Source organism: Sulfitobacter sp. 1A15106 (assembly GCF_043556995.1).
In the GTDB taxonomy this organism is placed as follows: domain Bacteria; phylum Pseudomonadota; class Alphaproteobacteria; order Rhodobacterales; family Rhodobacteraceae; genus Sulfitobacter; species Sulfitobacter faviae.
Genome location: NZ_JBIFFM010000004.1, coordinates 343,842 through 368,398, shown reverse-complemented (window position 1 = coordinate 368,398; position 24,557 = coordinate 343,842). Strand labels below are relative to the sequence as shown.

Genomic DNA, 24,557 nt, shown 5'->3' with positions numbered 1-24,557 from the left:
CCATGACCAAGATCGTGATCCTCACCGGCGCGGGCATCTCTGCCGAAAGCGGGCTTGAGACCTTCCGCGCCTCAGATGGCCTCTGGGCGCAGCACCGGGTCGAAGACGTGGCGACGCCCGAAGGTTTCGCTCGCAACCCCAAACTGGTCGTCGACTTCTACAACGCGCGCCGCGCGCAGGCCGCCGAAGTGGCCCCCAACGCCGCGCACCGCGCCCTCGCCCGGCTGGAGGCCGAGTTGCACGGCGAGGTGGTGGTGATTACCCAAAACGTCGACGGTCTGCACGAACAGGGCGGCTCGCGGCAGGTCATGCATATGCATGGCGCGCTCAAAGGCGCGCTCTGCGCCGCTTGCGATCACCGCTGGCCCGCGCCCATGGTCATGGCACCGGGCGATCCCTGCCCCGCCTGCGGTGCCCCCGCCGCGCGACCCGACATCGTTTGGTTCGGTGAGATGCCCTATGAGATGGACGCGCTTTTCGATCATCTGGCCGAAGCGGATATCTTTGCCGCCATCGGCACCTCGGGCAATGTCTACCCCGCTGCCGGTTTCGTCGCCGAGGCACGCCGCGCCGGGGCGCATACGATAGAATTCAATCTCGAACGCTCCGCCGTGGGCAATCAGTTCGCCGAACATCGCATCGGGCCCGCCAGCCAGACAGTGCCGGAATGGGTGGCCGAAGTGCTTGAGGCGCGCCGCTAACCACCGGCGCGCCACGGGCCATCAGCGCGGTTCGCTGCGCAACCCTTTGTAGATCGTGTAACACATCACCAGCATCAGGATCGCAAAAGGCACCCCCGTCGCGGTGACCCCGGCCTGCAGCGCCGACAGCCCGCCGCCGATCAGCAGCACGATGGCGATCAACCCTTCGACGATGCACCAGAAGATGCGCTGCGGCACCGGGGCATCAATCTTGCCCCCCGCCGTGATCGTATCGACAACCAGCGACCCCGAATCCGAGGAGGTGACGAAAAACACCAGCGCCAGAAGGATCGCGATGGTCGAGGCGATCTTGGTAAAGGGAAGCTCATTCAGCATTCCGAAAAGCGAGAGTTCCGGCGAATAGCTGTCGATCACATTGGCTTTGACCAGCGATGTCTCAGGGCTAGCAAGGATCTGGTCGATCGCGATGCCGCCAAAGACGCCCATCCAGATGAAGATGATCAGCGACGGGATCAGCAACACGCAGATGATGAACTCCCGCACCGTGCGCCCGCGCGAGACCCGCGCGATGAACATGCCTACGAAAGGCGCCCAAGAGACCCACCACGCCCAATAGAACGCGGTCCAACCCTCACGGTAGGAATCATCCTCCCGGCCGAAGGGATTGGAGAGCGGGATGATCTCTTGCGTATAGGCCAACAGACCGGTCCAGAACCCGTCCAGCCCCACCAGCGTTGGGCCGACGAAAAGCACGAAGAGGAAGAACAGGACCGCCACGATCATGTTGACCTCAGACAGGATCTTCACCCCGCCGTCCAGCCCGCGCCAGACCGACACCAGCGCCACGGCGGTCACCAACAGGATGATGATCACCTGCACATTGGTCGAAATCTCAAGCCCGAAGGCGAAGTTGAACCCCGCATTGGCCTGCTGCGCGCCAAGGCCAAGCGATGTGGCAAGGCCAAAGAGCGTGGCGAAAACCGCCAGAATATCAATGATATGCCCCGGCCAGCCCCAGACCCGATCACCCAGCAGCGGGTAGAAGCACGACCGGATCGAAAAAGGCAGCCCCTTGTTATAGGTAAAGAGCGCCAAGGCCAGCGCCATGATCGCATAGACCGCCCAACCGTGCAGCCCCCAGTGATAAAAGGTCGCCGCAAGACCCATGGCAAGGGCGGCCTCCACATACTCGGGGATGATCGACCCATCCTCGGCAATGGGCAGGGGCACCCCCAGCGGGCCGGAGACGTTCATATGGTACACCGGCTCGAGCACGCCAAAGAACAACAGGCCAATCCCCATGCCCGCGGCAAAAAGCATGGCGAACCACGCCAGATAGGAATATTCCGGCACGGCCTCTTGCCCGCCGAGCCTGACCTTTGAAATCGGCATGAAAATCAGCGCGATGCAGAACAGAACGAAGATGTTCACGATGATCATGAACAGCCAATCCAGCTTGGTCGTGGCGAAATCGCGAACGGCTAGGAAGACCACCCCGGCCTGATCCGGGAAGAGCATGGTCAGCAGCACAAAAGCCACCGCCGTTAGGCCCGAGACCATGAAGACCGGGTTGTGAATGTCAAAACCCAACGGGCCGAGGGATCCGTCGATATTGTCTTGGCCGACCTCGAAATCAGTCTCAATCTCATTCGTATCGGGTGGCGTAGTGGAACTGGACGTGCCGGGTGTGGGGTCGGTCATGGAGTCTCCGATCTTGATGCACTGTCTGAACCCCGCTCGGCAGGTAGCATGGCCAGAACAACAATTGTCGGAAGATCAATTAGCGCGCCTGTCTAAGGTTTCCCGAATAAAAACATGCCCCTGCGCAAGAAAATTACCCCGAGCCGCCACGGCCCTAGCCCCTGATAGGCCGGAAACCCTAACAAATCCCTAAGACCAAAACGAAAAAGGCCCCGATCCTTTCGGATCGAGGCCCCAATCTCTATGCGGTAAGCCTTAGCTCAGCACATCGGCTGTCGCGCTGGATTTCGCGATGGCCTTTTTGATTTTCAACGCGTTGTCGGACAGTTCAACGTCCTTGGCTTTTGCCAGGAACTTGTCCAGACCACCACGGTGGTCAACGCTGCGCAGGGCTGCGGCAGAGATGCGCAGCTTGAAAGCGCGGCCCAGTGCTTCGGACTGCAACGACACGTCGTTGAGGTTCGGCAGGAACCGACGGCGTGTACGGTTGTTGGCGTGGCTTACGTTGTTGCCCGTCATCGGGCCTTTTCCGGTCAATTCGCAACGGCGCGACATGGGTTCATCCTTTTGCTGTTGTGTCTTTCCAGCGATCCGGAAACACACATAACGTGGGGGCCGCGCAGAGCCGACCCTGAATTGGTTCGCTGGCTTTAAGGGGAATCGCGGTAGCCGTCAACCCGGTGCGCGGGACTTGGCCATATTTCCTGCGCCCACCGCCGATCGCGTCAAGCATAGCTGCCCCGCCCTGCCCCCGCTACGCTGGTTTTTGCCATCGGGCCCAGAGTTTCCTTTGCATCCCCTCGGCGGATTTGCGATGCAGACGCATGACCATACAGATGCGCGCCCTCTTCGTTCACCTTTTCACTGCCACCGGAGCAGTGCTGGCCATGCTCGCCATGCTCGCCGCCGTGGAAGAGAAATGGGACCTCATGTTTCTATGGCTGGTGATCGCCTTTTTCGTCGATGGCATCGACGGGCCGCTGGCGCGCAAATATGACGTGAAGACCAACGCGCCCGAGTTCGATGGCGTCTTGATGGATCTGATCATCGACTATCTGACTTACGTCTTCATCCCGGCCTTCGCGCTCTTTACCTCGGGGCTGATGGATGGCTGGAGCGGTTGGGCGATGATCATCATCATCACCTTCGCCAGTGTCATGTATTTCTCTGACACGCGCATGAAAACAAAGGATAATTCCTTTAAAGGTTTCCCCGGCTGCTGGAACATGCTGGTGCTGGTGCTCTTTGCCTTGCAGCCCGAGTGGTGGATCAGCCTGATCGTGGTCACGATCCTTGCCGCAGCGATGTTTCTGCCGATCAAATTCGTCCACCCCGTCCGGACCGAGCGTTGGCGCCCCGTGACGCTGCCCATGGCGCTGGCCTGGACCTTCTTCGCGGGCTGGTCCGCTTGGGTGAACTTCCACCCCGAAAGCTGGGCGCATTGGGGTCTGGTGATCACCTCTGTCTACCTGATCTGCGCCGGTGCCGCGCAGCAATTGATCCCTTCGGGCGACGACTGAACCCGCCTTAGCTCCTTAAATCAACAGTCCCGCCGCGCCTTCATGGCGCAGCAGGGCGACCTTGGTCTCGACCCCGCCCGCGCCGCTGAAACCGGTAAGCCCCTTGGCGCCCATGACGCGGTGGCAGGGGATAAGGATCGGGATCGGATTGCCGCCACAGGCCCCACCCACGGCCTGCGCTGGCACGCCGAGGTCACGAGCGATCTCGCCGTAGGTGCGGGTGTGGCCGAAGGGAATGGCCGCGATGGCGGCGCAGACCGCGCGCTGGAAATCGCTGCCGGTGACGCGCAGCGGCAGGTCAAATTGCTGACGCTGGCCTGTCGCGTATTCGTTAATCTGCCTTAGAGCGGTGTCGAGCACCTCCGAGCGGTCTTGCCCCGCCGCCTGCCCCCAGCCGAGCGCCGTGATCGAACCGTCTTCTTCGGTGACGATCAGATCGCCGAAGGGCGTGGAGAGAGAGGCCTGTTTCATCGCCCTACTCTGCGCCAGAAATCACGCCGGCGAAAGAGCGCTGAGGGCATCGCGCTCCATGGGGGCGATACGCCCTATCTGGCGGGTGTGGACTTGCAAGAGGCGCTAAAGGTGCGAATTGCGCAAACGCTGCAAAATCGCCCTCCGGGGGGAGGGAGGGCGATGCCCGTGGTTCCCACGGGCGGGGCATAGGCGACCTGACAAAGAAAAACGGGCGCCGGTCAACCCGACGCCCGTTTGATCACTCACTGAAAACGCCTCAGGCTTCCGCCAATGCCTCGCGAACCGCTTCATCACAGCGCCCGCAGACGCCGGGATATTCATGCGTGCCGACATCCGGCAACACCTTCCAGCAGCGCTCGCATTTTGCGCCCTCGGCCTTTTCAAACACCACGGCCACGCCGTCGGTCTCCGGCATGCGGAAAGCCTCGGCAGGCGCTGGATCGCCGGTCACGGTGATGTCGGAGGTGATGCTGACATCCTCGAAGGACACGCTTTCTAGCGCCTCCCGCTGCGCCGCGTCGTCGACATGTACCACGGGGGCCGCCTCGAGCGAGGCGCCGATCACCTTCTCGGTCCGCTGCACTTCGAGCGCTGCGGTCACCACCCGGCGCGCGGCGCGGACCTTGGCCCATTTCGCCGCCAGTTCCGGGTTCAGCCATGCTTCGGGCGTCTCGGGCATATCGACCAGATGCACCGAGGAGTCGTCGCCCGGGAAGCGCTCCAGCCAGACTTCTTCCATGGTGAAGACCAGCACCGGGGCCAGCCATGTGGTCAGACGGTGGAAAAGGATATCCAGCACCGTCCGCGCGGCGCGGCGGCGCAGGGTGTCGCCATCGCAGTAAAGCGCGTCTTTGCGGATGTCGAAGTAGAAGGCCGAAAGATCGACTGTGGCAAAGGTGAAGACCGCTTGGAACACGCCTTGGAAGTCGAAACGCGCAAAACCGTCGCGCACCACCTTGTCGAGTTCCGCCACCCGGTGCAGCACCCACTGCTCAAGTTCCGGCATCTCAGCCGGGTCCACCCGGTCCGCCTCGGAAAAGTCACTCAGCGCGCCCAGCATGTAGCGCATGGTGTTGCGCAAGCGGCGATAGCTGTCGGCGACGCCCTTGAGGATCTCATCCCCGATGCGCTGGTCGGCGGTGTAATCGGTCTGCGCCACCCAGAGCCGCAGGATATCGGCGCCATATTGCTGCACGATCTTTTCGGGCACGATGGTGTTGCCGATGGACTTGGACATCTTCATGCCCTTGGCGTCCAGCGTGAAGCCATGGGTCACCACATTGCGATAGGGCGCGCGGCCCGTGGTGCCGACGGATTGCAAGAGCGAGGAATGGAACCAGCCGCGGTGCTGGTCGGTGCCCTCCATGTAGACATCGGCGATGCCGTCCTCGGTGCCGTCCTCGCGGTCGCGCAGGGTGAAGGCATGGGTCGAGCCGCTGTCGAACCAGACGTCGAGGATGTCGGTCACCTGATCGAACTCCGCCGGGTCGACGATGCCCGAAAGGAACCGCTCCTTCGCGCTTTCGGCATACCAAGCGTCTGCCCCCTCGGCCTCGAAAGCCTCGACGATGCGCTGGTTCACCGCGTCGTTGCGCAATAGGAAGTTCTCGTCCGTGGGCGCCACGCCCTTGCGCACGAAGCAGGTCAGCGGCACGCCCCAGGCGCGCTGACGGCTCAGCACCCAGTCGGGCCGCGCCTCCATCATCGAATGGAGACGGTTGCGCCCAGATTTCGGCACCCAGTTGACCTTGTCGATGCAAGTGAGCGCACGCTCGCGGATGGTTGTGCCGTTCTGGTCCAGACCGTCGCCGACCTCCTTGTCGATGGCGGCGAACCACTGCGGCGTGTTGCGGTAGATCACCGGCGCCTTGGAGCGCCAGCTATGGGGATAGCTGTGCTTGATCTTGCCGCGTGCCAGCAGGCCGCCGACTTCCACGAGCTTGTCGATGATGGCGCTGTTGGCGTTGCCCTCCTTGCCGTTCGGCTTGAGGATCGCCTTGCCACCGAAGAAGGGCAGATCGTCGCGGAAACGGCCGTCTTCCATGACGTTATAGGTGATGACCTGCGGCAGCATGCCGAGGTCGCGGTAAAGCTCGTATTCCTCCAGACCGTGAGACGGCGCGCAATGCACAAAGCCGGTGCCCTCGTCCGAGGTCACAAAATCCGCCGCACGGAAATCGCGCAGATCGTCCCATTCGCCGTTTGCCCCTTCGGCCCCGGCCAACGGGTGCAGGAGGGAGATTTTGGCCAGTTCGTCATTCTCGACACCGCGCACGCGCTGCCACATGCCGTCTTCCAATCGGGCACGGGCAAAGACATCCGCCGCCAGATCGTCGGCCAGCAGATAGCGATCCCCCACATTGGCCCAGCATTCGTCTGGCGTAGCGGTCACTTCGTAGAGACCGTAGGAGATGCCCTCGCCGTAAACCACTGCTTTGTTCGAAGGCATTGTCCAAGGCGTTGTGGTCCAAATGACGACGTGTGCGCCAATCAGATCCTTCGCCCGCTGGCTATCAGAATACTCCATTTGAATAGCCATTTCATATTTCATATCCCCCGGGTCGTAGCCAGGCACTTCGGAAAACCGATCCTGTTTTTTGACATCTGCGACTTTGAACTTCACCCAAACGGTGTGGCTTTCCTTGTCGTGATACTCGACCTCGGCCTCGGCCAGCGCGGTCTTCTCGACCGGCGACCACATCACGGGCTTGGAGCCCTGATAGAGCGTGCCGTTCATCAGGAACTTCATGAATTCCTCGGCGATCACCCGCTCGGCATGAAAGTCCATGGTCAGATAGGGATTTTCCCAGTTGCCGGTGATGCCGAGGCGCTTGAACTCCTCGCGCTGCACGTCGACCCATTTGGCGGCGAAGTCGCGGCATTCAGCGCGGAACTCGTTGATCGGCACCTGATCCTTGTCGCGGCCCTTCTTGCGGTACTGCTCTTCGATCTTCCACTCGATCGGCAGGCCGTGGCAGTCCCAACCGGGGATGTAGCGCGCGTCATAGCCCATCATCTGGTGGGAGCGGACGATCATGTCCTTGATCGTCTTGTTCAGCGCGTGGCCGATGTGCAGGTTGCCGTTGGCGTAGGGCGGGCCGTCATGCAGGGTGAAGGGCTCCCGCCCCTCCTTCTCGCGCAGGCGGTCATAGACGCCGATCTTTTCCCACCGCTCCAACCAGCCGGGCTCGCGCTTGGGCAATCCGGCGCGCATGGGGAAATCGGTCTTGGGCAGGTTCAGCGTAGCTTTGTAGTCGGGGGTCTCGGCGCACATGGGGGGCGTCCTTTAGGCATTTGGGGGGTTATTCAATCTCGGTCGGTGCGAATGGCTCAAGCACCTCGGCCCGGCGTCTCAATTGCTCAGAGCGCCGGGAATATAATTCGAATAATGATCGCGGTGAGGCGTGTCATGGGCCCGCTTATAAACAGCCCCCCCTGCCCCGACAAGCCCCGGAAGACGCGCGACAATCGGGCTGAAAACACCGCCAGAGTCGCCGCCCGCCGGACTTAACATTTTTTATGATCCCCGGCCTTCGCTTGAATTTTTCGGCGAAAACAGCATCATAAGGTATTCGACAAAGCTTTATTTCCGCGGGCTCCGTTTTGGGGAACCCGCGACAATTCTAATGGGCAGAAAGACCTGCGTGTGACCATCAAAGACACCTTTTATCACGATATGGCCGTAAAACCGTCAGGCATGGTCGACCATCTAAGCGGCGCGCAATGGGCCAAGCTTGCCCCGCTGATGACCCAGCACGAGCGTTTCACGCCCGGAACCGTGATCAGTCGCAGGGGGGATTTTCTGGATCACAGCCTGTTGCTGCTCGATGGGTTGATCGCCCGCAGCGTGCCGCGCGGACAGCGTGCCCGCAGCACCTTCGTCGCCCTCCAATTCCCCGGCGAGTTTGTCGATCTGCACGCCTTCCCGCTAAAGCAACTCGACCATGATGTGATATCGCTGACCGATACCCATGTCGCCATCATCTCGCATGAGCCGCTGCGCGAGTTGCTCAATGGCGATGTTGAGATGGCCCGGAAACTCTGGTTGATGACCTTGGTCGATGCCTCCATCCACCGCCATTGGGTGATGCGCAACAGCGCCATGCGCGCGCTGGCGCGGGTAGCGAATTTCCTGAGCGAATTCGATGCCCGCATGACCGCCGCCCATGGGATGGAGCGTCAGAGCCTGCCCTTCAGCCTGCGCCAGACCGATATCGCCGATGCCACCGGCCTCACCTCGGTCCATGTCAGCCGCACCCTGCGTGAGCTGCGCGAACATGGCTGCTGCGCTGTGACGGGCGGCAAACTTCTGATCCACGACCGCGCGGGGCTGCATAAGGTCGGCCAGTTCGAGCCTGCCTACCTCTATATGCCCCAAGCCGAAGCGGCGTTTTAGCCCGCCTCTGCCAGAGGCTGCGGCGCACCTTCCACCTGCAAAGCAATCGCCGGATAGGTTTTACGCGGCAGCGCGACATCCCTCTGCGCCCGGGCCGCGTGATAGAGCCGTTCGAACTTCGTCACCATCGCCTGCGCATCAAAGAGCCGTGCCACACGGGCGCGGGGCACCTCGGCGGGGATATCGCGCGCCTGTAGCAACGCCTGCGCCAAGGCAGCCGCGCTATCCTCCGCCGCGATGACACCCGCCTCGCCAAGCACCTCCTCAACTGCGCCATGCGGGGTCGCGGCAACAGGCAGGCCCGTCGCCATCGCTTCCACCGCAGCAAGGCCAAAGGGTTCCTCCCACTGTGGAGTGAAGAGCGCCACCGAGGCCCGCCCATAGGCCACCCCAAGCGCCGCCGTTTTCAGATGCCCAACATAGGCCACATCGCCATAAAGATGCGGTCTTACCATATCGTTAAAGTAATCCCGATGCTCGACCACGCCGTAGATGCGCAGGGGCACCCCTGCGATCTGCGCCGCCTCTGCCGCCAGATGGGTGCCCTTAGTCGGCGTGATCCGCCCAGCCCAGACGGCACTGCCATCCCCCGGCCCGCCTTGCGGCCATTCGTCAAGGTCGATCCCGTTGTGCACCACATGCGCCGTGTCGGGCGCGCCCTTGGGCCACCAGATGCCGCGTTGCCGGGCCGAGACGACGGAGGACAGATGCCAAGGCGCCGCCCCATCCATCAGCGCGCCGCGCAACACTTTGAAGGGCGGGATGTGCAGCGAGGTCACCATCGGCAGCCGCTCCGCCCGCGACAGGCGCGGCAGGAAGCGGTGCAGCGCGTTGTTGTGCACCACGTCAAAGCCACCGTCCAGCAAGAGCCGCGCAGCGCGGGCATAGCAGGCGTCGAGGTGGTCGTTCAGCGCGTCGGTCCCGTGAAAATCATGCCACGGAAAACGCGCGTCATAATGCGCGTCACAGATCGGCAGCAGCTTCACCCCCGGCGGCAGGCTCGCCGCGCTGTCCTCGCTGGCCAATAGGGTCACCTCATGCCCGCGTTCGGCCAAGATCCGGGCAAGACCGTGGGTAAAAGCCTCCATGCCGCCCTTGAAGGGGGCGGCGATGGGGTGGCGAATATGGCCGACGATGGCGATGCGCAGGGTCATTCCGCCGCGATCCGCTCTTCGCCGCGCAGATAACGCAACACCCGAGCGGTATTGGCGTAAGGCTGGTCCGACTGCTGCTCGCAGAGCGCGAAGTCATCCGCATCCGGCTCGCGCAACTGCACCAGCGCGTCGCCGTCGCTCCCCACCAGCCCCATCAGGCGAAAGGCGGTGAGCCAGTGGTTCATGGTGCGATGACCCCATTTGTCGGCGAAAATCTCGGTATTGCGCAGGATCGACGGGATGTGGTGGATCGGCGGCATGCAATGTGGGTGATGCTGGTGAAAGACCTTCGCGCCCTTCGCCCAGTGGATCGGCACGCCGCGCTCGTCCAACTCTCGGCCAAAGTCCGTATCCTCCCCCCCGTAGCCGGTGAAACGCTCGTCAAAGCCGCCGGAGCGGTCCCAATCTTCGCCGTGGATGGCAAAGTTGAGCGACCAGAAACAGCGGTAATCGTTGCAGCGTTTCAGCCCTTCGGCGGGCGGCCCCTGACGGTCGGAATGGCGCACGGCAACGGCCTCCAACTTCGGATAGCTCCAACCTTCGGTGGCCGTGCCTGCGGGGAGGTAGTTGACCTCGCCCATGATCAGCCCGTTGCCCGGCACCGCATAGCCCATATAGTCGGCGATCAGCTCCGGCGCCGGAATGCAATCCACGTCGAGGAAGACCAGACAGTCGCCTTTGGCCTCTGCCGCGACGGTATTGCGCGCGCGTGAGAGGGGCAGTTCACTGCCCGTCACTTGCACCTGCCGGATCGGGAAATCGGTCTGAGGCAGGTCGTCGTAAAGCGTGTCCTGCATGACCCCGATCACAAGCTCATCCGGCTGCCGGGTCTGACGGGTCAGGCCAAGGATCACATTGCGCAGATGCGCCGCCCGCCCCCGCGCGAGCGTCAGCGCGCTAACTGTGGTATTCTCAGGCTCGGATGGGGTGAACGACGTCATGTAAGTCTCCGGTATCTTTGGGTGTTTCTAATAGCAGCTGGTCGGTCAGGCCGATCAGCCAATTGGCCGTCTCTGTGGCGGCATCCTCATTGACCAAGGCACGTTGCAGGGCGGGGTCATGGGCATCGAAGGTGTCTTGAATCGCGCGGCGCCATGCCGCGACGGAAGACGGGAAATGCGGCAGGTGATGCGCTGCCCCCGCCCGCGCCAGCGCCTCGGCCTTTTCGACCTGTTCGTCAAAATAGCGCCACTCCGGCACGGCAAGCCACGGGGTCTCTGCCGCGAGGATCTGGTGGCAGGTGGTGTTCCCGGTCGAGGCCACGACCATATCCGCCGCCGCCAGATAATCCGCCGCGTTTTGGACCCAGCCGTGATGGCGCAGGTTGGCAGGCTCGGTCGCATGCCAATCGCGCGCCATGCGCCCGATGGTGATGAAAGCCGTCTCGGGCATTGCCCGCGCCGCGATGCCGAAGGGGGCGGAGGCGAAACCCGTGCCGCCCCCGCCCGACATGACCAGCACCATGCGCTGCTCTGGCCCGACGCCAAGCCTTTCGCGCAACATCGCGCGCCGCGCCGGATCGGGGCGTTTTACGTCGACGCCCAAGCCGCCGGCGAAATGCGTTTTTTCCATATGCCGCGCGGGCCAGTCCGGCTGCGCCAGTGCTTTCGCGGCGGGACAAAGCAAGCCGACCGCCCCGTCATAGGCCGCCTGATGCCCCGGATCGCCACGCTGCCCATGCTGCAACACTTTCACATGCGGCACCGAACAAATGCGGGCAAGCTGCGCCACCTCCGCCGAGACATCGCTGATCAGCAACGCCGGATTGGCGCTGGCGAACCAAGCGGCCAGTTGCGCCATGGCCTGCCGGATGCCGGGCCAGCCAAGCGGCGCGCAATGCACCGTATCCGGCGCGCTGGTGGTGTCGTTGATGTCCTCGGCCCCCGTTGCCTCGAAAAGCGATGGAAGGGTGATGACCTCCACCGCCCGGGGGAAGGCGGGGAAAATGTCCGGTTTCGCGCAGAAGACGGTCACCGGCTGGCTCTCAGGCAGCGCGTTGACAACCGCAGCACAGCGCTCCGCATGGCCGCGGCCCTGATGATGGACGAAGTAACCGATGGGCCGCGTCATTGCGCCACCATCTTCACCGGCGGCTCCATCGCGTTGAGGGCAAAGCCGAAGGTTTCCAACCCTTCCAAGACCCCAGCCGCATGGGCCGCGCGGGCGTGGTAGAGCCGTTTGCCGCTCAGACGTTCGCGCAGCCCGTCCATCGCATTGCCGACCAAGATGCCCCGGCCCGGGCCATCCTCCACCGCCTGCAACATATCGAAATCATTGCCGCTGTCCCCGGCCACCACAACCCGGTCCATCGGCATGCCCAACCGCCGCGCGGCGGCACAGACGGCAGGGCCCTTGCCCGCCGCCAAGGGTAGAACATCGATCAGCCGCCCATGCGAGGCCACGATCTGCGCCGCAGCACCGCGCCGGGCCAGATGCCGCTCCAACCGGCGCGCGGTGCGCATGTCGCCGAAACCGCTGAGCTTCCACCGCCGCTGCTCAACCGGCGCTTGCCAGTTAAAGCCAAAGTCCTTCAGCGCCCGCTCCACCCCGGCCCGGTCCCATCCGGCGTCAAGCTTTTGGGCAAAACGCTCATCCAGACACAGCCGCCCCTCGGCATCGGGCAGATAGACCTCGGTCCCAACAGAGGTGATAAAGACGCGCGGGCTGGGCAGTTTCCAATCGCGCAGGATACGGCGGGCCTCCGGCAGGCTGCGCCCCGTGGCCACGGCAAAAAGCGGTCGGTCGCGGGCGATCCATGCGTTGAACAGGGCAGCGGATGGCGCGCAGCCCGTCAGCGTGTTGTCGATATCGCTGGCCAGCAGGACAGGCGCAGGCATCGTCACCGGCCCGGCGTGGCGGATATCCTCGCAGATGTGCTGCACGTCCTCGGCCCATTTCGACCAGTCGTAGCGCCCGACATGGGCGCGCCCGGCCTCAGATGCCTCGGCCCAGAATGCGCGATCGTCCAACAGCTTCAACAGCGCCGCTTCAATCGCATCCATGTCACGCGGCGGCACGCAGAGACCATGGCCAAGGTCCGCCACGATATCGGCGGGCCCGCCTTCGCGCGTGGCCACCACCGGCAGGCCATGCGATGCCGCCTCCAACATGGTCAGGCCAAAGGGCTCATGCAGTGCGAGGTTAACAAAAACCCCACCGGTCTGCGCCGCGCGGTCATAGAGGGCCGCCACATCGCCCTGCGTATGGTTCGGCGGCAGCGCCACCTTGCCGCGCAGTTCCGGCACCTCCAACGTCTCCCGCAGGCGGGTCAGCTCCGCGCAGGCCTCTGCATTCGCCTGCAGCGCATCGCCATGCTGCCCAGCGAGGATCACAAGGTTCGCCCGCGCCTGCAAAGCGGGGCTTTGCGCATAAACCCGCGCCAAGGTCGCAAGGTTCTTGCGGGCCACGGGGCGCGCCACGGCGAGCAGCGTGGGGCGGTCGGGGTCGCTCAACTGATCGGCCAAGAGGGCACGGCCCGCCCCGGCCTCAGCCGGGCGGCGCAGCGATACGCCCGGAGAGACCCGGTGCACCCGCGCCTGCGCATCCGCCCCATAGGCCGCGACCTGCACCTCGGCCTCATCGCGCGAGGAAAGCACCACCGCATCGGCCTCCAACAGCGCGTGGCGCTCCGCCGACACCCGCGCGGCATCCACCTCTGCCCCCGATTTGCTCAAGGCCAGCGAATGGGGGGTATAGATCACCGGAATGCCAAACCGCGCCCGCGCCGCCAGCCCCAATTGCGCCGCGTCGGCGAAATGCGCGTGGATCACATCCGGCAGCCGTTTGGCCTGCGCCAGATCGTCGAGGAACGCCTCCACCAACGCGGGGATTTCCGCGGCGAGGTTTTCCTTGCTGAGATATCCCCGCTCCGCCGTCCAAAGCCGCCGGATCGACAGGCTGCGGCTGACCTGCTGCTCGGTCTGGGCGTGCACGGCACCAAGGCTCGGTTCATCGAAAGCACGGGTCACGATCTGCACCGCATCCACATCGCCCCGCGCCGCCTGCGCGCGGGCCGCCCCCAAGATATAGGCGATGTGACCGCCGGTATCTTCGGTCACGCCATAGTTGACAGACGGCGCCGTGAGGCAGCCCCCGAGGGCAATGTGACAAATGAACATGAATGGGTCTCCTTATGGAGGTGTGACCCCCCTCACAGCCCATCCGTTCCGATAACAAATGTTAATGCATACATCGCTGGACAGCGCGGTTGGACGTCCTAGCTTCCTGCCATTGAACCCCGCCTCTCTCTCCCCCAATCAGAGCCGCCCCAGATGCCCCCAGAAATTCCCCCGCGTTATCTGTTCATCGGCGGGCTGCACCGCTCTGGCACCTCGCTGGTCAACCGCTTGGCCAATGCCCTGCCCGGCGCGGGCGGCATCACCGGATCGGCGGCGCCCGAGAATGAGGGGGTCTACCTGCAAGGTGCCATCCCCCATACGGCGCAATCCGGGCGGCCCATGCATTTCGCGACCAACCCTGAGGAACATCTGACCGAGGCGCATCCGCTTAATAGTTTGGAGACGAAGACCCGGCTGGCGCAGGACTGGGCGCCGTGGTTCGCCCCGGACCTGCAATGGCGGGTTGAAAAATCACCGGTGAACCTGACCCGCATGCGGCTGATGCAGCAGCTCTTTCCCATGTCGCAATTCATCGTCGTCCTGCGCCACCCTGAGGCCGTCGCCGCCTCGGTCGCGTCATGGGTAGATGCGCCGGCGCAGGCGTTGATCGATCATTGGATCGCGGCGCAGGCGCAGATGCTGGATGACCTCCCCTATCTGCATGCGGTGATGGTTCTGCGCTACGAGGATATCGTCGCCGACGCCCCCCGCGCCCTGCGCCGCATCGCGCGTTTTGTCGATCTGCCTGAGGCGGCATTGCCCGAAGGCATCGCGGATGGAAACCAGACCTACGCCGGAGCTACGCAGATGACGAAGGCACAGGCGGCTGAGGCCGCGCGGTGGGGCTACGCCCCCGAGTTGCAGGCCTCGTCTTGGCCCAGCCTGATCCAGCACCCGTTGCGCGCGGTGCGCGAAGCGGTTGAGGCAGCGTGATCGGTCAGCCCTCGCCGAGCACCCCGGTCAGCGCGCATTTGATGATGCCCCGCACGCCGGGGCGTTTTTCGCGGGCAAAGGGCAGCGGGCGGCAGACCTCGATCGCGGCCACGCCAACGCGGGCGGTCAGCGCCCCGTTCACCAGGCCCTCGCCGAAACGGCGGCTCAGCTTGGCGACGATGGACCCGCCCAAGAGCGGCTCGATCAGATCATCCCCCACGGCCACGGCCCCCGTCGCCACCAAATGCGACAGCACCGCGCGGGTCAGCCGCCACGAGCCGAAAAAGCCCGAGCGCCCGCCGTAGATTTCGGCGATACGTCGGATCATGCGCAGGTTGCTGCTAAGGGCCGCGGCGACATCGGCCAGCGCCAGAGGCACCAGCGCGGTCACGGCGGCGACCTGCCGGGCGGCGGCCTCGACCTCGCGGGTGGCGGCACGGTCCAGCGGGGCCAGAACCTCGCTTTCGGCCAGCCCCAGCAGCGCTTCGGCGTCGAATTGATCGCCCCGCAGCTCCGTCAGCCGGTCGCGGCCCCAGCGGGTATCCTCACGGTGTTTGTAAAGCGCCTCAAGCCGGTCAGTGACGCTGCGCGCGGCGGTCAGATCCCCCTGCGCCAACGCCTCGCCCGCATCATGGCGCAGCCCGTCAAGCCGCGCCAGCCGCCCGAAAGCCGCCATTTCGCGCAGCGACAGCAGCAGCAGGACCAGCAAAAACGCCCCGATCAGCAGCGTCATCGCCCAGCCCAGCAGCGGGTAGCGCGCCATCAGGTCTGTGACAAAAGTCCAAGCCGCGATCGACACCAGCGCCGTGACCAATGCCCCCGCCAGCGCCCAGAACAGCCGCACCAAGCGCGACGGTTTGCGCGCCGCGAGCCGGGCGGCGATCTGCATCGCTTGGCCCTTGGGCGGTGGAGCCTCGAGGTCCAACTCGGGCACCGCCGGCGCATCGGCGACCGAGGGCTGCGGCTTGGCGTCTTCCTCAAGGTCGAACAGGATCGGTCCGCGGGCCATCAGGCGGCCTCCCTTTGCCAGTGCAATGTCAAATCGGGCAGCCCTTCGTCATTGGCGCTGCCATCGCTGCGCGCGGTCTCGGCAAACCCGTGTTGGCGGTAGAATGCGATGGCCCGCGCATTGGCCTGAAAGGTCCAGCAGGTCAGCGACCTATGCCGCGTCTTTAACGCGCCCAGAAGGGCCGAGCCGATGCCCTGCCCCCGCGCCGATTGCGCCACAAATAGTGCGTCCAATGCGCCGCCCTCGCAGGCCGCGAAACCAGCCACGCGGCCCTCCCGCTCGGCCACCGTGATCCAGCCCCGGGCGATCATCGCATCGGCATGGGCGATATCCTCGGCACCGGTATGAATGCGGGGCAACCACGCTGTGTTTCGGGCGAAATCGCTCATGATGCCGCCCACGGCGCCTGCGTCGAGGGGCTGCGCCGGGCGCAGGGTGGCGGGGCCTGTCACAACCGCACTCACAGCCGGTCCCCAATCAGGAATTCCGCCGCACGGTCGAGCCGGATATGCGGCGGCCCATCGCCGGGGCGCAGGTCCAACACCGCAGGGACAAAGCGCATGATCTGATAATCCGCCCCCAGCCATTCCTGCGCGCCCTGCCGTGCGGGGGTCAGCAGATGGGCCGGGTCTTCGGGCAGTTCACCGGGATAGAATGCCGCCTGCCGCCCGCGCGTCTCATCCTCGTTCAAAAGCGTGCCGCGCACCACGTCGAGCGGCTCTCCCCCATGGGTCATCACGTCTTCGGTCGTGGCGCGCAGGCTGGCGATGGCCATGGCCCGCGTGCCCGCCCCCGCATATTGCGCCCGATCCCGCGCCTCGCGGATCAGCGCCTGCATGATACCGCTCAGTCGGGGATGCTGGCTGTGGTGCAGATGGTCGGCCTTGGTCGCGGCAAAAAGAATTTTCTCGACCCGTTTGCCCCGCAGGAGCGTGCTCAGAAAGTTGTTCGTCCCCGGCCGGAACGCGCCCAGAATATCGGCCATGGCGCCGCGCAGGTCTTCGACCGCCTGCGGCCCTTGGTGGATGGCGCCAAGTGCGTCGACCAGCACCACCTGCCGGTCGATCCGCGAAAAGTGATCGCGGAAGAAGGGCTGCACCACCTGTTTCTTATAGGCCTCGAACCGCCGCGCCATTTCGCGGATCAGCGATTTGCGCGGCGCGCCTTCCGATCCCGGCAGTGGCGCGAAGGTCAGCACCGGTGAGCCCGCAAGGTCACCGGGCAGCAAAAAGCGCCCCGGCGTGCAGTCGGAATAGCCATTGGCGCGGGCGGTTTGCAGATAGTCGGCAAAGCTGTCGGCAAGCCTGCGGGCGGTGGTTTCCTCCAACTCGGCATGAGGATCGGTCTGCTCGGCCAGCGCGCGGTAGCCCGCCGCCTCTTCACGCGACGCGATGCGTTCAATGACTTGCACCGACCATTCGGCATAGGTGACATCCATCAGCGCCAGATCCAGCAGCCATTCGCCGGGGTAATCCACGATATCCAGATGCAGGGTGCGCGGCCCTTGAAAGCCCGCCAGCAACCCATTGGGCCGCACCTTGAGCGAAAGCCGCAGTTCCGAAATCGCGCGCGTGCTTTCGGGCCAATGGGGCGTCTTTCCGGTCAGCGCGGCGAGGTGGGTCTCATACTCGAACCGGGGCACGGTATCGTCAGGCTGGGGCTGCAGAAACGCCGCCTCAATCCGCCCCTCAGAGGCCGCGAGCAGCCCCGGCATCCGGCCTCGGTCCAGCAGGTTGGCCACCAGCGAGGTGATGAAAACCGTCTTGCCCGAACGCGCAAGCCCCGTGACCCCAAGCCGGATCACCGGCTCGAAAAAGGTCTCGCCCACCGTGTCGGTGACATTCTCAAACTGCCGCCAAATCCCGTCGGCAATGCCTGTGATACCCAAAGCTGCGCCCGTCCTTCTTTCTTTGGCCTCAACATAGGGCCGGCAGGCAGGGATTGCCAGAAGCGCCCGCCCGCGCTAAGGCCCCGGTCATGCCCAGATATGCCCTGAAAATCGAATACCACGGCGCGCCCTACAACGGGTGGCAGCGTCAGGTTGACCAGCCCACAGTGCAAGGCGCGATCGAAGCCGCTTTGGCCAAGCTGGAACCCGGTGACCACACCATCGCCGCCGCCGGGCGTACCGATACCGGGGTGCATGGGCTGGCGCAGGTCGCGCATTGCGACATGGCCCGCGATTGGTCGCCCTTCCGGCTGGGCGAGGCGCTGAACTATCACCTCAAGCCGCAGCCCATCGCGATCACCGATTGCGCGCTGGCGCCCGAGGATTTTCACGCCCGCTTTTCGGCGCTTGAGCGGCGCTACCACTTCCGCATCCTCAGCCGCCGCGCCCCGGCGGTGCATCAAGCGGGACTGGTCTGGCAGATCAAACATCGGCTGGATGTCGCGGCCATGCAGGCGGCGGCGGATCTTTTGGTGGGCAAGCATGATTTCACCACCTTCCGCTCGACCGTTTGTCAGGCGGAAAGCCCGGTGAAAACGCTCGACCGGTTACAGGTCTCGCAGGTCGAGACCATGACCGGGACGGAGTATCATTTCGACGTGCGCGCGCGGTCCTTTCTGCACAATCAGGTGCGCAGTTTCGTCGGTTCGCTGGAGCGTGTCGGCGCGGGGTCTTGGAGCGTGACGGATATGGGTGCAGCACTTGCGGCGAAGGATCGGGCTGCCTGCGGGCCAGTCTGCCCGCCGCAGGGGTTATATTTGGCGCATGTGAGCTATCCGGTGGACCCGTTCGCTAAGGCGTGACGAGGACAATCGCCTGCCCGCAGGGTGGCGATGCTTCAGTCGGTTCATGCCACTTTATCGTGCAGCCTAGGGGCGCGTTACCCAGAGGACACCGCCCCTGGCGAGTTCGCCTCCCCGACCGGGCGGGCAGGCGATGGTCCGGCGCCTTTGGCTTGTTTCCGGACCTATAAGCCCTCTTACGGCAGAGGCGTCCACGTCCCGTGGAATTTCCCCTCTTCACTGATCCGCTCAAACCCATGTGCGCCAAAGAAATCGCGCTGCGCTTGGATCATATTCGCCGTGCCCCGCGCCCGGCGCATGCTGTCATACCACGCCAGCGCCGCCGACAGCGCGGGCAGCGCGACACCGAGCAATGCGCCCGCCGCCACGACCCGGCGCAGCGCCGGAATGCTCTCTTCCAAACGTTTGCGCATCGCGGGGGCGAGGATCAGATGCCCACCGGGCAATTCGCCCCGGAAGGCAGCGGCAAACTCGTCCAGCAGCGCCGAACGGATGATGCAACCCGCGCGCCAAATCTCGGAGATACGCGCCATGTCGAGCGACCAGCCAAACTCCTCCGATGCCGCCGAAAGGATGCGAAAGCCCTGCGCGTGGCCGATGATCCGTCCCGCCAAAAGTGCCATCTCCAGATCCGCCACCTCGGGCAGCGGCGCGTCCTGCACGCCTTCGGGCAGCAGCGGCTCGGCCATTTCGCGCACAGCCTTCTCGCTCGACCAACCGCGCGCGCCGACGGCGGCTTCGATGGTATTGGCCGATTGCCCCATCTTGAGCGCTTCGATCAAGGTCCAGCGCCCGGTGCCCTTTTGCCCGGCCTGATCGCGGATCACATCGACCATCGGCGTGCCGGTCTGAGTGTCGACCGACAAAAGCGCGGCGGCCGAGACTTCGATCAGATAGGAGTTCAGCGGCCCCTTACGCCAGTCGGCAAAGAGGTTGCCAATCTCAACCGCGCCCTGCCCGCCCGCATCGCGCAGCAGGCCGTAGACTTCGGCGATCATCTGCATGTCGGCATATTCGATGCCGTTATGCACCGTTTTGACGAAATGCCCCGCCCCGTCGGGGCCGAGATGCGCCACGCATGGCGTGCCCTCAAATTGCGCGGCAATCTTCTCGGCCATCGGTTTGAACTGGGTCCAAGAATGCGCGCTGCCGCCGACCATCATCGACGGGCCATTGCGCGCCCCGGCCTCGCCACCCGACACGCCCATGCCGACGAAATGCAGCCCCGTGCCTTCGAGTTCGGCACTGCGGCGGCGGGTGTCGTGGAAATCGGCGTTGCCGCCGTCGATCAAAGTGTCGCCCTCATTCAGCAGCGGTTTGATCGCCTCAATCATCGCATCGACCGGCGCGCCGGAGGGGATCATGAAAAGAATGCTGCGCGGGCGGGCGATGGCGGCGACGAAATCCTCAAGCCGCTCGGTCCCGATCAGGCGCTCGGCCAGCGGTCCGGCCTCATCAAGGAACGGCGCGATCCAATCGGCCTCGCGGTTGCTCACCGCCACGGTAAATCCATTGTCGGCCAAGTTCAGCGCCAGTGCCGAGCCCATGGTCCCCAGACCGTATACCCCGATATCGGCGCCTGCGCCCTGTGCCGCGCCCCCGTCCGCCTGCGTGCCAGTTGCCATAACGATCATGCCTCATTTCTAGCCTGTCATACTGCCAAGCCCGCCTATCCGGCAGGCCGCAGTTTGATTTGCGTTCGGGAAGACTATATAATGTGCGGATAACAAGAAAAACACCCGACCGAGGCATAGTTCTGTAATGACACAAGTATTTAGACGCGCATGGGAGGATATGGTCCTTCCTATTTTCAAACGTCCCCGCCGTGTGCAGGTTGCCGCCCTGTGCTACCGCGACACCGAGGCGGGCAAAAAGGTCCTGCTGATCACCAGCCGCGACACGGGTCGCTGGATTTTGCCCAAGGGCTGGCCGATCGACGGGTTGGACGGTGCCGGGGCCGCCTTGCAGGAAGCATGGGAAGAGGCCGGGGTGACCAAAGCGGATATCGAATCCGATCCAATGGGTATTTTCGACTATGACAAGGGTCTCGGCGAAGGTTTGACCGTGCCCGTGACCACACAGGTCTACCTCACCCGCGTCCGCGATCTGAGCGAGGAATACCCCGAAGCGGGCATGCGCAAACGCGCGTGGTTTACCCCGCAAGAGGCATCGGAACTCGTGGATGAGCCTGATCTTAAAGCAATCTTATCCGCCTTCCATTAAGCCCCTCCGGCACCGGGCCGCTGTCCGGTGCCATATCCCCCCTGCCCCATTGCCGCCCCCTGCCCGTTTCGGGATGTTACAATTTTGTGACAGGGTGACTTGCGCCCTCGGTAGCCTTATGTCACCCCCCGCTGAACGTTAGGATCGGAGATCATACAGGAATGGCAACGGAACCGCAGGGCAGCCAGTGGAAGACACTGGACAAGGACCTCAACCGCATTTCGCAAGTCGAACTGGCCGCGACCTATGTCGCCCGCCCCCTTGTGGCGCCGGGCATCGCGCTGGCCTTTATCGTGGTGGCAGGTGCCGTTGCGGCGGTAATCTTCGGGCAACAGCCCTCCAGCTTTGTCGTGATCGCCGCGGCGGTCTTTGGCGCCTATATGGCGGTGAACATCGGCGCGAATGACGTGGCCAACAACATGGGCCCCGCCGTGGGGGCTAATGCGCTGACCATGGGCGGCGCCATCGTCATCGCGGCCTTGTGCGAATCCGCCGGGGCCTTGCTGGCGGGGGGCGATGTCGTCTCGACCATTTCCAAGGGCATCATCGACCCGGCGAGTGTCGCGGACACGCGCATCTTTATCTGGGCGATGATGGCGGCGCTGGTCTCCTCCGCGCTTTGGGTCAACCTTGCCACATGGGTCGGCGCGCCGGTCTCGACCACCCACTCGGTCGTGGGCGGGGTCATGGGCGCGGGCATCGCGGCTGCGGGCCTTGGCGCGGTGAACTGGAGTTCGATGAGCATGATCGCCGCAAGCTGGGTGATCTCGCCCGTTTTGGGCGGCGCCGTAGCGGCGATGTTCTTGGCCTTCATCAAGGCGCGCATCCTCTACCAAGACGACAAAATCGCCGCCTCGCGCACTTGGGTGCCGGTGCTGGTGGGGCTGATGGCCGGTGTCTTTGCCGCCTATCTGGCGCTCAAGGGGCTGAAAAAGATCATCAGCATCGATATGCCGGTCGCCCTAATCATCGGGCTTGTGACGGGGCTGGTCGTCTATGCCATCTCCGCCCCGCTGATCCGCCGCGCCTCGGAAGGGATGGAGAACCGCAACCGCTCGGTCAAAACGCTCTTTGGCCTGCCGCTGGTGCTCTCTGCGGCCCTGCTCAGCTTTGCCCATGGGGCCAATGACGTGGCAAATGCGGTCGGCCCGCTGGCGGCGATCGTCCATGCGACCGAGTTCGGCGGTTTCGAGGATAAGGTGAGCATTCCCACATGGGTGATGATCATCGGGGCCTTCGGCATCTCCTTTGGTCTGTTCCTGTTCGGGCCGAAACTGATCCGCATGGTCGGCAGCCAGATCACCAAGCTGAACCCGATGCGCGCCTATTGCGTAGCGCTTTCAGCGGCGATCACGGTGATCGTGGCGTCGTGGCTGGGCCTGCCCGTGTCTTCGACCCATATCGCCGTGGGCGGGGTCTTTGGCGTGGGCTTTTACCGCGAATGGCATATGGAGCGCCGGCTGCGCCGGATCGGGGCCAAGACCGGTGAGGTCAAGCGCATCGCCAAGGAAGAGCGCCGCCGCCGTAAACTGGTGCGCCGCTCGCATTTCATGACCATCGTCGCGGCTTGGGTGATCACCGTGCCTGCTGCGGCGCTGCTCTCTGGCATCGTCTTTTGGGTGCTCAACGCCTTCGTGAACTAAGGTCAGGCGCGGGGGCGCCTCACCCGTCTTGCCGGTCCTGCCCTGCCGCCATTTCGGCCCGCAGCGCGGCGACCGGCAAATGCGGCAGCCCTTCGCCTGCAAGCTCTGCCCAACCCATCACCCGCAGCACCATATCCGTCACCGGCGTCGCGCGGCCAAGCGCCCTCGCGCGGCGCTGCACCTCGCCTTGGAGCGCGTCGATCTCGGTCGGGCGGCGCGCGGCGAGGTCTTGCGCCATGGAGGTCCGCGCCTGCGGGTCGATCTGCAACATAGCGGCGGCGACGCGGGTAAAAATCGGCGTCGGCAGGCGCAAGAACGTCGGGACCAATCGAGCCGGGATCGGCGTGGTCATGGCGGGGCGGATCTTGTCGGCGCGCAGAACCGCCAGCGCCTCGGCCCATTGATCAGCCATCAGACGGCGCCATGCGCGATCCTGCAACTGGGCCTGCAACGGCAGGCCGCTCAGCGCATTCAGCGCGTTATTGAGGTTCATCAGAAACTTGCCCCATTGCAAGGCGGTGATATCGGCGTGCTCCACAACCTTCAGATCCGGCAGCGACAACCGCGCGGCCAGATCGGCGGGGCCACCCTCGATCACCAGATCGCCCGAACTTGCCCTGTGGTAGCAACCCTGCCCCATGGCCACGACATTGAACGGCACCAGCCCCGCGCGCAGGTCATGCTGCGGCAGGTGCTGCGCCAGAACCGCGCGATTGCCCATGCCGTTTTGCAGGCTGATGACCTGCACGCCGGGCGCGCTGTGGCGGGCGATCAGACGGGCCATGTCTTCGGTGTCGCGCGACTTGACCGTGACCAACACGATATCCGCATCGCGCAGACAGGTCTCATCGCCCGCAAGGCTCAGATCATCGGCCGACAGGTAGCGCGCCATGCCGCCGAAATCCGTCAGGGTCAGCCCATGGGTGCGGATTTCGGCTTGAATGCGGGGCCGCGCCAGCAGGGTCACAGCATGCCCCGCACTGGCCAGCAGCCCGCCGACAAAGCAGCCCACCGCCCCCGCGCCCGCAACAACGATGCGGGGGCCGTCGCTCATGCGCCCAGACACCAGCGCATGACGGCTTTCTGCGCGTGCAGACGGTTCTCGGCCTCGTCAAAGATCACCGAATGCGGCCCATCCATGACCGAGCTTGTCGCCTCGTCATCGCGGTGCGCGGGCAGGCAATGCATGAAAAGCGCGTCCGGCTTCGCCAGCGCCATCAGCGCATCGTTCACCTGATAGCCGCGCAGCTGATTGTGCCGCCGCTCCCGCGCCGATTGCGGATCATGCATGCTGACCCAAGTATCGGTGACCACCAGATCGGCACCCTCCACGGCCTTCTGGGGATCGCGCTCGGTCGTATAAAGCCCGTCGAGCGCGCGCTCGGGGTCGAGCGGCTCCGGCCCGGTGAAGACAAGGTCGAAGTCGAACTGCTTGGCCGCATGCGCGAAACTGGCGAAGACGTTGTTGCCGTCGCCCGACCAGACCACCTTGCGCCCTTTGATCGGGCCGCGGTGTTCCTCAAAGGTCTGGATGTCGGCCATGATCTGGCAGGGATGCGTGCGGTTGGTCAGACCGTTGATCACCGGCACGGTGGCATATTCCGCCATCTCCAGCAGGGTCTGCTCTTCGAAAGTGCGGATCATGATCATATCGACATAGCGCGACAGCACGCGGGCGGTGTCGGCGATGGTCTCACCATGGCCAAGCTGCATATCGGCGCCCGAAAGCACCATGGTCTGCCCGCCCATCTGCCGCACGCCCACGTCGAAGGAGACACGCGTCCGGGTCGAGGGCTTCTCGAAAATCAGCGCGACCATGTGATCTTTCAACGGCTGGTCATCATCCGGTGCGCCGCGCGGGCGGCCATTACGCGCGGCTTTCATGGCGGCGGCATTGTCGATGATCTGCCGCAGATCGGCGGGGTCGGTTTGGTGGATATCGAGGAAATGGTTCATCTGTCGTCTCTGTCTTG

Annotated in this window: 21 protein-coding genes; 7 read left to right on the top strand and 14 right to left on the bottom strand. The window is 64.3% G+C overall.

Annotation, left to right across the window (positions count from 1 at the left end):
* The first annotated feature begins 2 nt into the window (after positions 1–2).
* Complete coding sequence (locus ACGYKA_RS08835; protein WP_394410474.1) at positions 3–701, top strand: NAD-dependent deacylase; 699 nt, start codon at positions 3–5, stop codon at positions 699–701.
* Between the two features lie 21 nt (positions 702–722).
* Here ACGYKA_RS08835 and ACGYKA_RS08830 read toward each other — a convergent pair whose 3' ends face one another.
* Complete coding sequence (locus tag ACGYKA_RS08830; RefSeq protein WP_394410477.1) at positions 723–2,363, bottom strand: BCCT family transporter; 1,641 nt, start codon at positions 2,361–2,363, stop codon at positions 723–725.
* 255 nt (positions 2,364–2,618) lie between these two features.
* The gene (gene rpmB, locus ACGYKA_RS08825) at positions 2,619–2,918 is read right to left on the bottom strand and encodes a 50S ribosomal protein L28 (protein ID WP_067268014.1); all 300 of its coding nucleotides are present in this window, start codon (positions 2,916–2,918) and stop codon (positions 2,619–2,621) included.
* 269 nt (positions 2,919–3,187) lie between these two features.
* On the opposite strand from rpmB, the gene ACGYKA_RS08820 reads away from it, so the two are divergent.
* Positions 3,188–3,883 (top strand): phosphatidylcholine/phosphatidylserine synthase, encoded by a 696-nt coding sequence (locus tag ACGYKA_RS08820; protein WP_067268016.1) that lies wholly within the window; start codon positions 3,188–3,190, stop codon positions 3,881–3,883.
* A gap of 15 nt (positions 3,884–3,898) precedes the next feature.
* On the opposite strand, the gene ACGYKA_RS08815 is transcribed toward ACGYKA_RS08820, so the two are convergent.
* Together ACGYKA_RS08815 and ileS are read right to left on the bottom strand one after the other, a co-directional pair.
* Positions 3,899–4,354, bottom strand: a complete 456-nt coding sequence (locus ACGYKA_RS08815) for a methylated-DNA--[protein]-cysteine S-methyltransferase (protein ID WP_394410480.1) — start codon at positions 4,352–4,354, stop codon at positions 3,899–3,901.
* A 259-nt stretch (positions 4,355–4,613) separates the two neighbouring features.
* Positions 4,614–7,631, bottom strand: coding sequence for an isoleucine--tRNA ligase (gene ileS / locus ACGYKA_RS08810; RefSeq protein WP_394410483.1), 3,018 nt, complete (start codon positions 7,629–7,631; stop codon positions 4,614–4,616).
* A gap of 372 nt (positions 7,632–8,003) precedes the next feature.
* On the opposite strand from ileS, the gene ACGYKA_RS08805 reads away from it, so the two are divergent.
* Complete coding sequence (locus ACGYKA_RS08805) at positions 8,004–8,753, top strand: Crp/Fnr family transcriptional regulator (protein ID WP_394410486.1); 750 nt, start codon at positions 8,004–8,006, stop codon at positions 8,751–8,753.
* Here the strand turns inward: ACGYKA_RS08805 and ACGYKA_RS08800 are convergent.
* The 4 genes from ACGYKA_RS08800 to ACGYKA_RS08785 are packed head-to-tail and all read right to left on the bottom strand — an operon-like array spanning position 8,750 to position 14,025.
* On the bottom strand, positions 8,750–9,907 hold the full coding sequence (locus tag ACGYKA_RS08800; RefSeq protein ID WP_394410489.1) for a glycosyltransferase: 1,158 nt from the start codon (positions 9,905–9,907) through the stop codon (positions 8,750–8,752). The two genes, ACGYKA_RS08805 and ACGYKA_RS08800, sit on opposite strands and share 4 nt — an antisense overlap.
* Positions 9,904–10,848, bottom strand: a complete 945-nt coding sequence (locus tag ACGYKA_RS08795) for a glycosyltransferase family 2 protein (protein WP_394410491.1) — start codon at positions 10,846–10,848, stop codon at positions 9,904–9,906. Before ACGYKA_RS08795 ends, ACGYKA_RS08800 begins: the two co-directional genes overlap by 4 nt.
* Positions 10,820–11,977: a glycosyltransferase gene (locus ACGYKA_RS08790; protein ID WP_394410494.1), complete on the bottom strand. Its 1,158-nt coding sequence runs from the start codon at positions 11,975–11,977 to the stop codon at positions 10,820–10,822. Before ACGYKA_RS08790 ends, ACGYKA_RS08795 begins: the two co-directional genes overlap by 29 nt.
* Complete coding sequence (locus ACGYKA_RS08785) at positions 11,974–14,025, bottom strand: HAD-IIB family hydrolase (RefSeq protein WP_394410496.1); 2,052 nt, start codon at positions 14,023–14,025, stop codon at positions 11,974–11,976. Before ACGYKA_RS08785 ends, ACGYKA_RS08790 begins: the two co-directional genes overlap by 4 nt.
* A gap of 153 nt (positions 14,026–14,178) precedes the next feature.
* On the opposite strand from ACGYKA_RS08785, the gene ACGYKA_RS08780 reads away from it, so the two are divergent.
* Positions 14,179–14,958, top strand: coding sequence for a sulfotransferase family protein (locus tag ACGYKA_RS08780; RefSeq protein ID WP_394410499.1), 780 nt, complete (start codon positions 14,179–14,181; stop codon positions 14,956–14,958).
* 4 nt (positions 14,959–14,962) lie between these two features.
* On the opposite strand, the gene ACGYKA_RS08775 is transcribed toward ACGYKA_RS08780, so the two are convergent.
* From ACGYKA_RS08775 to ACGYKA_RS08765, 3 genes are read right to left on the bottom strand one after another with little or no spacing between them, the layout of a single operon-like run.
* Positions 14,963–15,967: a YcjF family protein gene (locus ACGYKA_RS08775; protein ID WP_394410501.1), complete on the bottom strand. Its 1,005-nt coding sequence runs from the start codon at positions 15,965–15,967 to the stop codon at positions 14,963–14,965.
* Entirely contained in the window at positions 15,967–16,431 is a 465-nt protein-coding gene (locus ACGYKA_RS08770; protein WP_394410504.1) for a GNAT family N-acetyltransferase, read from the bottom strand. The genes ACGYKA_RS08775 and ACGYKA_RS08770 overlap by 1 nt, the downstream gene beginning before the upstream one ends.
* Positions 16,428–17,855, bottom strand: coding sequence for a YcjX family protein (locus tag ACGYKA_RS08765; RefSeq protein ID WP_394410507.1), 1,428 nt, complete (start codon positions 17,853–17,855; stop codon positions 16,428–16,430). Before ACGYKA_RS08765 ends, ACGYKA_RS08770 begins: the two co-directional genes overlap by 4 nt.
* 89 nt (positions 17,856–17,944) lie before the next feature.
* Between ACGYKA_RS08765 and truA the strand changes: the two genes are divergently transcribed.
* On the top strand, positions 17,945–18,718 hold the full coding sequence (gene truA, locus ACGYKA_RS08760) for a tRNA pseudouridine(38-40) synthase TruA (RefSeq protein ID WP_394410510.1): 774 nt from the start codon (positions 17,945–17,947) through the stop codon (positions 18,716–18,718).
* Between the two features lie 176 nt (positions 18,719–18,894).
* Here the strand turns inward: truA and gndA are convergent, their stop codons facing one another.
* Complete coding sequence (gene gndA, locus ACGYKA_RS08755) at positions 18,895–20,343, bottom strand: NADP-dependent phosphogluconate dehydrogenase (protein ID WP_394411185.1); 1,449 nt, start codon at positions 20,341–20,343, stop codon at positions 18,895–18,897.
* A 136-nt stretch (positions 20,344–20,479) separates the two neighbouring features.
* On the opposite strand from gndA, the gene ACGYKA_RS08750 reads away from it, so the two are divergent.
* Positions 20,480–20,941, top strand: a complete 462-nt coding sequence (locus ACGYKA_RS08750) for an NUDIX hydrolase (RefSeq protein WP_067261455.1) — start codon at positions 20,480–20,482, stop codon at positions 20,939–20,941.
* A 161-nt stretch (positions 20,942–21,102) separates the two neighbouring features.
* The gene (locus ACGYKA_RS08745; RefSeq protein WP_067261454.1) at positions 21,103–22,584 is read left to right on the top strand and encodes an inorganic phosphate transporter; all 1,482 of its coding nucleotides are present in this window, start codon (positions 21,103–21,105) and stop codon (positions 22,582–22,584) included.
* A 19-nt stretch (positions 22,585–22,603) separates the two neighbouring features.
* Here ACGYKA_RS08745 and ACGYKA_RS08740 read toward each other — a convergent pair whose 3' ends face one another.
* The gene (locus ACGYKA_RS08740; protein ID WP_394417710.1) at positions 22,604–23,638 is read right to left on the bottom strand and encodes a 2-dehydropantoate 2-reductase; all 1,035 of its coding nucleotides are present in this window, start codon (positions 23,636–23,638) and stop codon (positions 22,604–22,606) included.
* A complete protein-coding gene (gene argF / locus ACGYKA_RS08735) occupies positions 23,635–24,540 on the bottom strand; it encodes an ornithine carbamoyltransferase (RefSeq protein WP_271691836.1) in 906 nt (301 codons plus the stop codon). The genes ACGYKA_RS08740 and argF overlap by 4 nt, the downstream gene beginning before the upstream one ends.
* Positions 24,541–24,557: the final 17 nt, after the last annotated feature.

What these genes read in the sequence shown, in the direction of transcription:
- ACGYKA_RS08835 (WP_394410474.1), top strand. Translation starts at nt 3, where the DNA reads ATGACCAAGATCGTGATCCTCACCGGCGCGGGCATCTCTGCCGAAAGC.
- ACGYKA_RS08830 (WP_394410477.1), bottom strand. Translation starts at nt 2,363, where the DNA reads ATGACCGACCCCACACCCGGCACGTCCAGTTCCACTACGCCACCCGAT.
- rpmB (WP_067268014.1), bottom strand. Translation starts at nt 2,918, where the DNA reads ATGTCGCGCCGTTGCGAATTGACCGGAAAAGGCCCGATGACGGGCAAC.
- ACGYKA_RS08820 (WP_067268016.1), top strand. Translation starts at nt 3,188, where the DNA reads ATGACCATACAGATGCGCGCCCTCTTCGTTCACCTTTTCACTGCCACC.
- ACGYKA_RS08815 (WP_394410480.1), bottom strand. Translation starts at nt 4,354, where the DNA reads ATGAAACAGGCCTCTCTCTCCACGCCCTTCGGCGATCTGATCGTCACC.
- ileS (WP_394410483.1), bottom strand. Translation starts at nt 7,631, where the DNA reads ATGTGCGCCGAGACCCCCGACTACAAAGCTACGCTGAACCTGCCCAAG.
- ACGYKA_RS08800 (WP_394410489.1), bottom strand. Translation starts at nt 9,907, where the DNA reads ATGACCCTGCGCATCGCCATCGTCGGCCATATTCGCCACCCCATCGCC.
- ACGYKA_RS08795 (WP_394410491.1), bottom strand. Translation starts at nt 10,848, where the DNA reads ATGACGTCGTTCACCCCATCCGAGCCTGAGAATACCACAGTTAGCGCG.
- ACGYKA_RS08790 (WP_394410494.1), bottom strand. Translation starts at nt 11,977, where the DNA reads ATGACGCGGCCCATCGGTTACTTCGTCCATCATCAGGGCCGCGGCCAT.
- ACGYKA_RS08785 (WP_394410496.1), bottom strand. Translation starts at nt 14,025, where the DNA reads ATGTTCATTTGTCACATTGCCCTCGGGGGCTGCCTCACGGCGCCGTCT.
- ACGYKA_RS08780 (WP_394410499.1), top strand. Translation starts at nt 14,179, where the DNA reads ATGCCCCCAGAAATTCCCCCGCGTTATCTGTTCATCGGCGGGCTGCAC.
- ACGYKA_RS08775 (WP_394410501.1), bottom strand. Translation starts at nt 15,967, where the DNA reads ATGGCCCGCGGACCGATCCTGTTCGACCTTGAGGAAGACGCCAAGCCG.
- truA (WP_394410510.1), top strand. Translation starts at nt 17,945, where the DNA reads ATGCCCAGATATGCCCTGAAAATCGAATACCACGGCGCGCCCTACAAC.
- gndA (WP_394411185.1), bottom strand. Translation starts at nt 20,343, where the DNA reads ATGGCAACTGGCACGCAGGCGGACGGGGGCGCGGCACAGGGCGCAGGC.
- ACGYKA_RS08750 (WP_067261455.1), top strand. Translation starts at nt 20,480, where the DNA reads ATGACACAAGTATTTAGACGCGCATGGGAGGATATGGTCCTTCCTATT.
- ACGYKA_RS08745 (WP_067261454.1), top strand. Translation starts at nt 21,103, where the DNA reads ATGGCAACGGAACCGCAGGGCAGCCAGTGGAAGACACTGGACAAGGAC.
- ACGYKA_RS08740 (WP_394417710.1), bottom strand. Translation starts at nt 23,638, where the DNA reads ATGAGCGACGGCCCCCGCATCGTTGTTGCGGGCGCGGGGGCGGTGGGC.
- argF (WP_271691836.1), bottom strand. Translation starts at nt 24,540, where the DNA reads ATGAACCATTTCCTCGATATCCACCAAACCGACCCCGCCGATCTGCGG.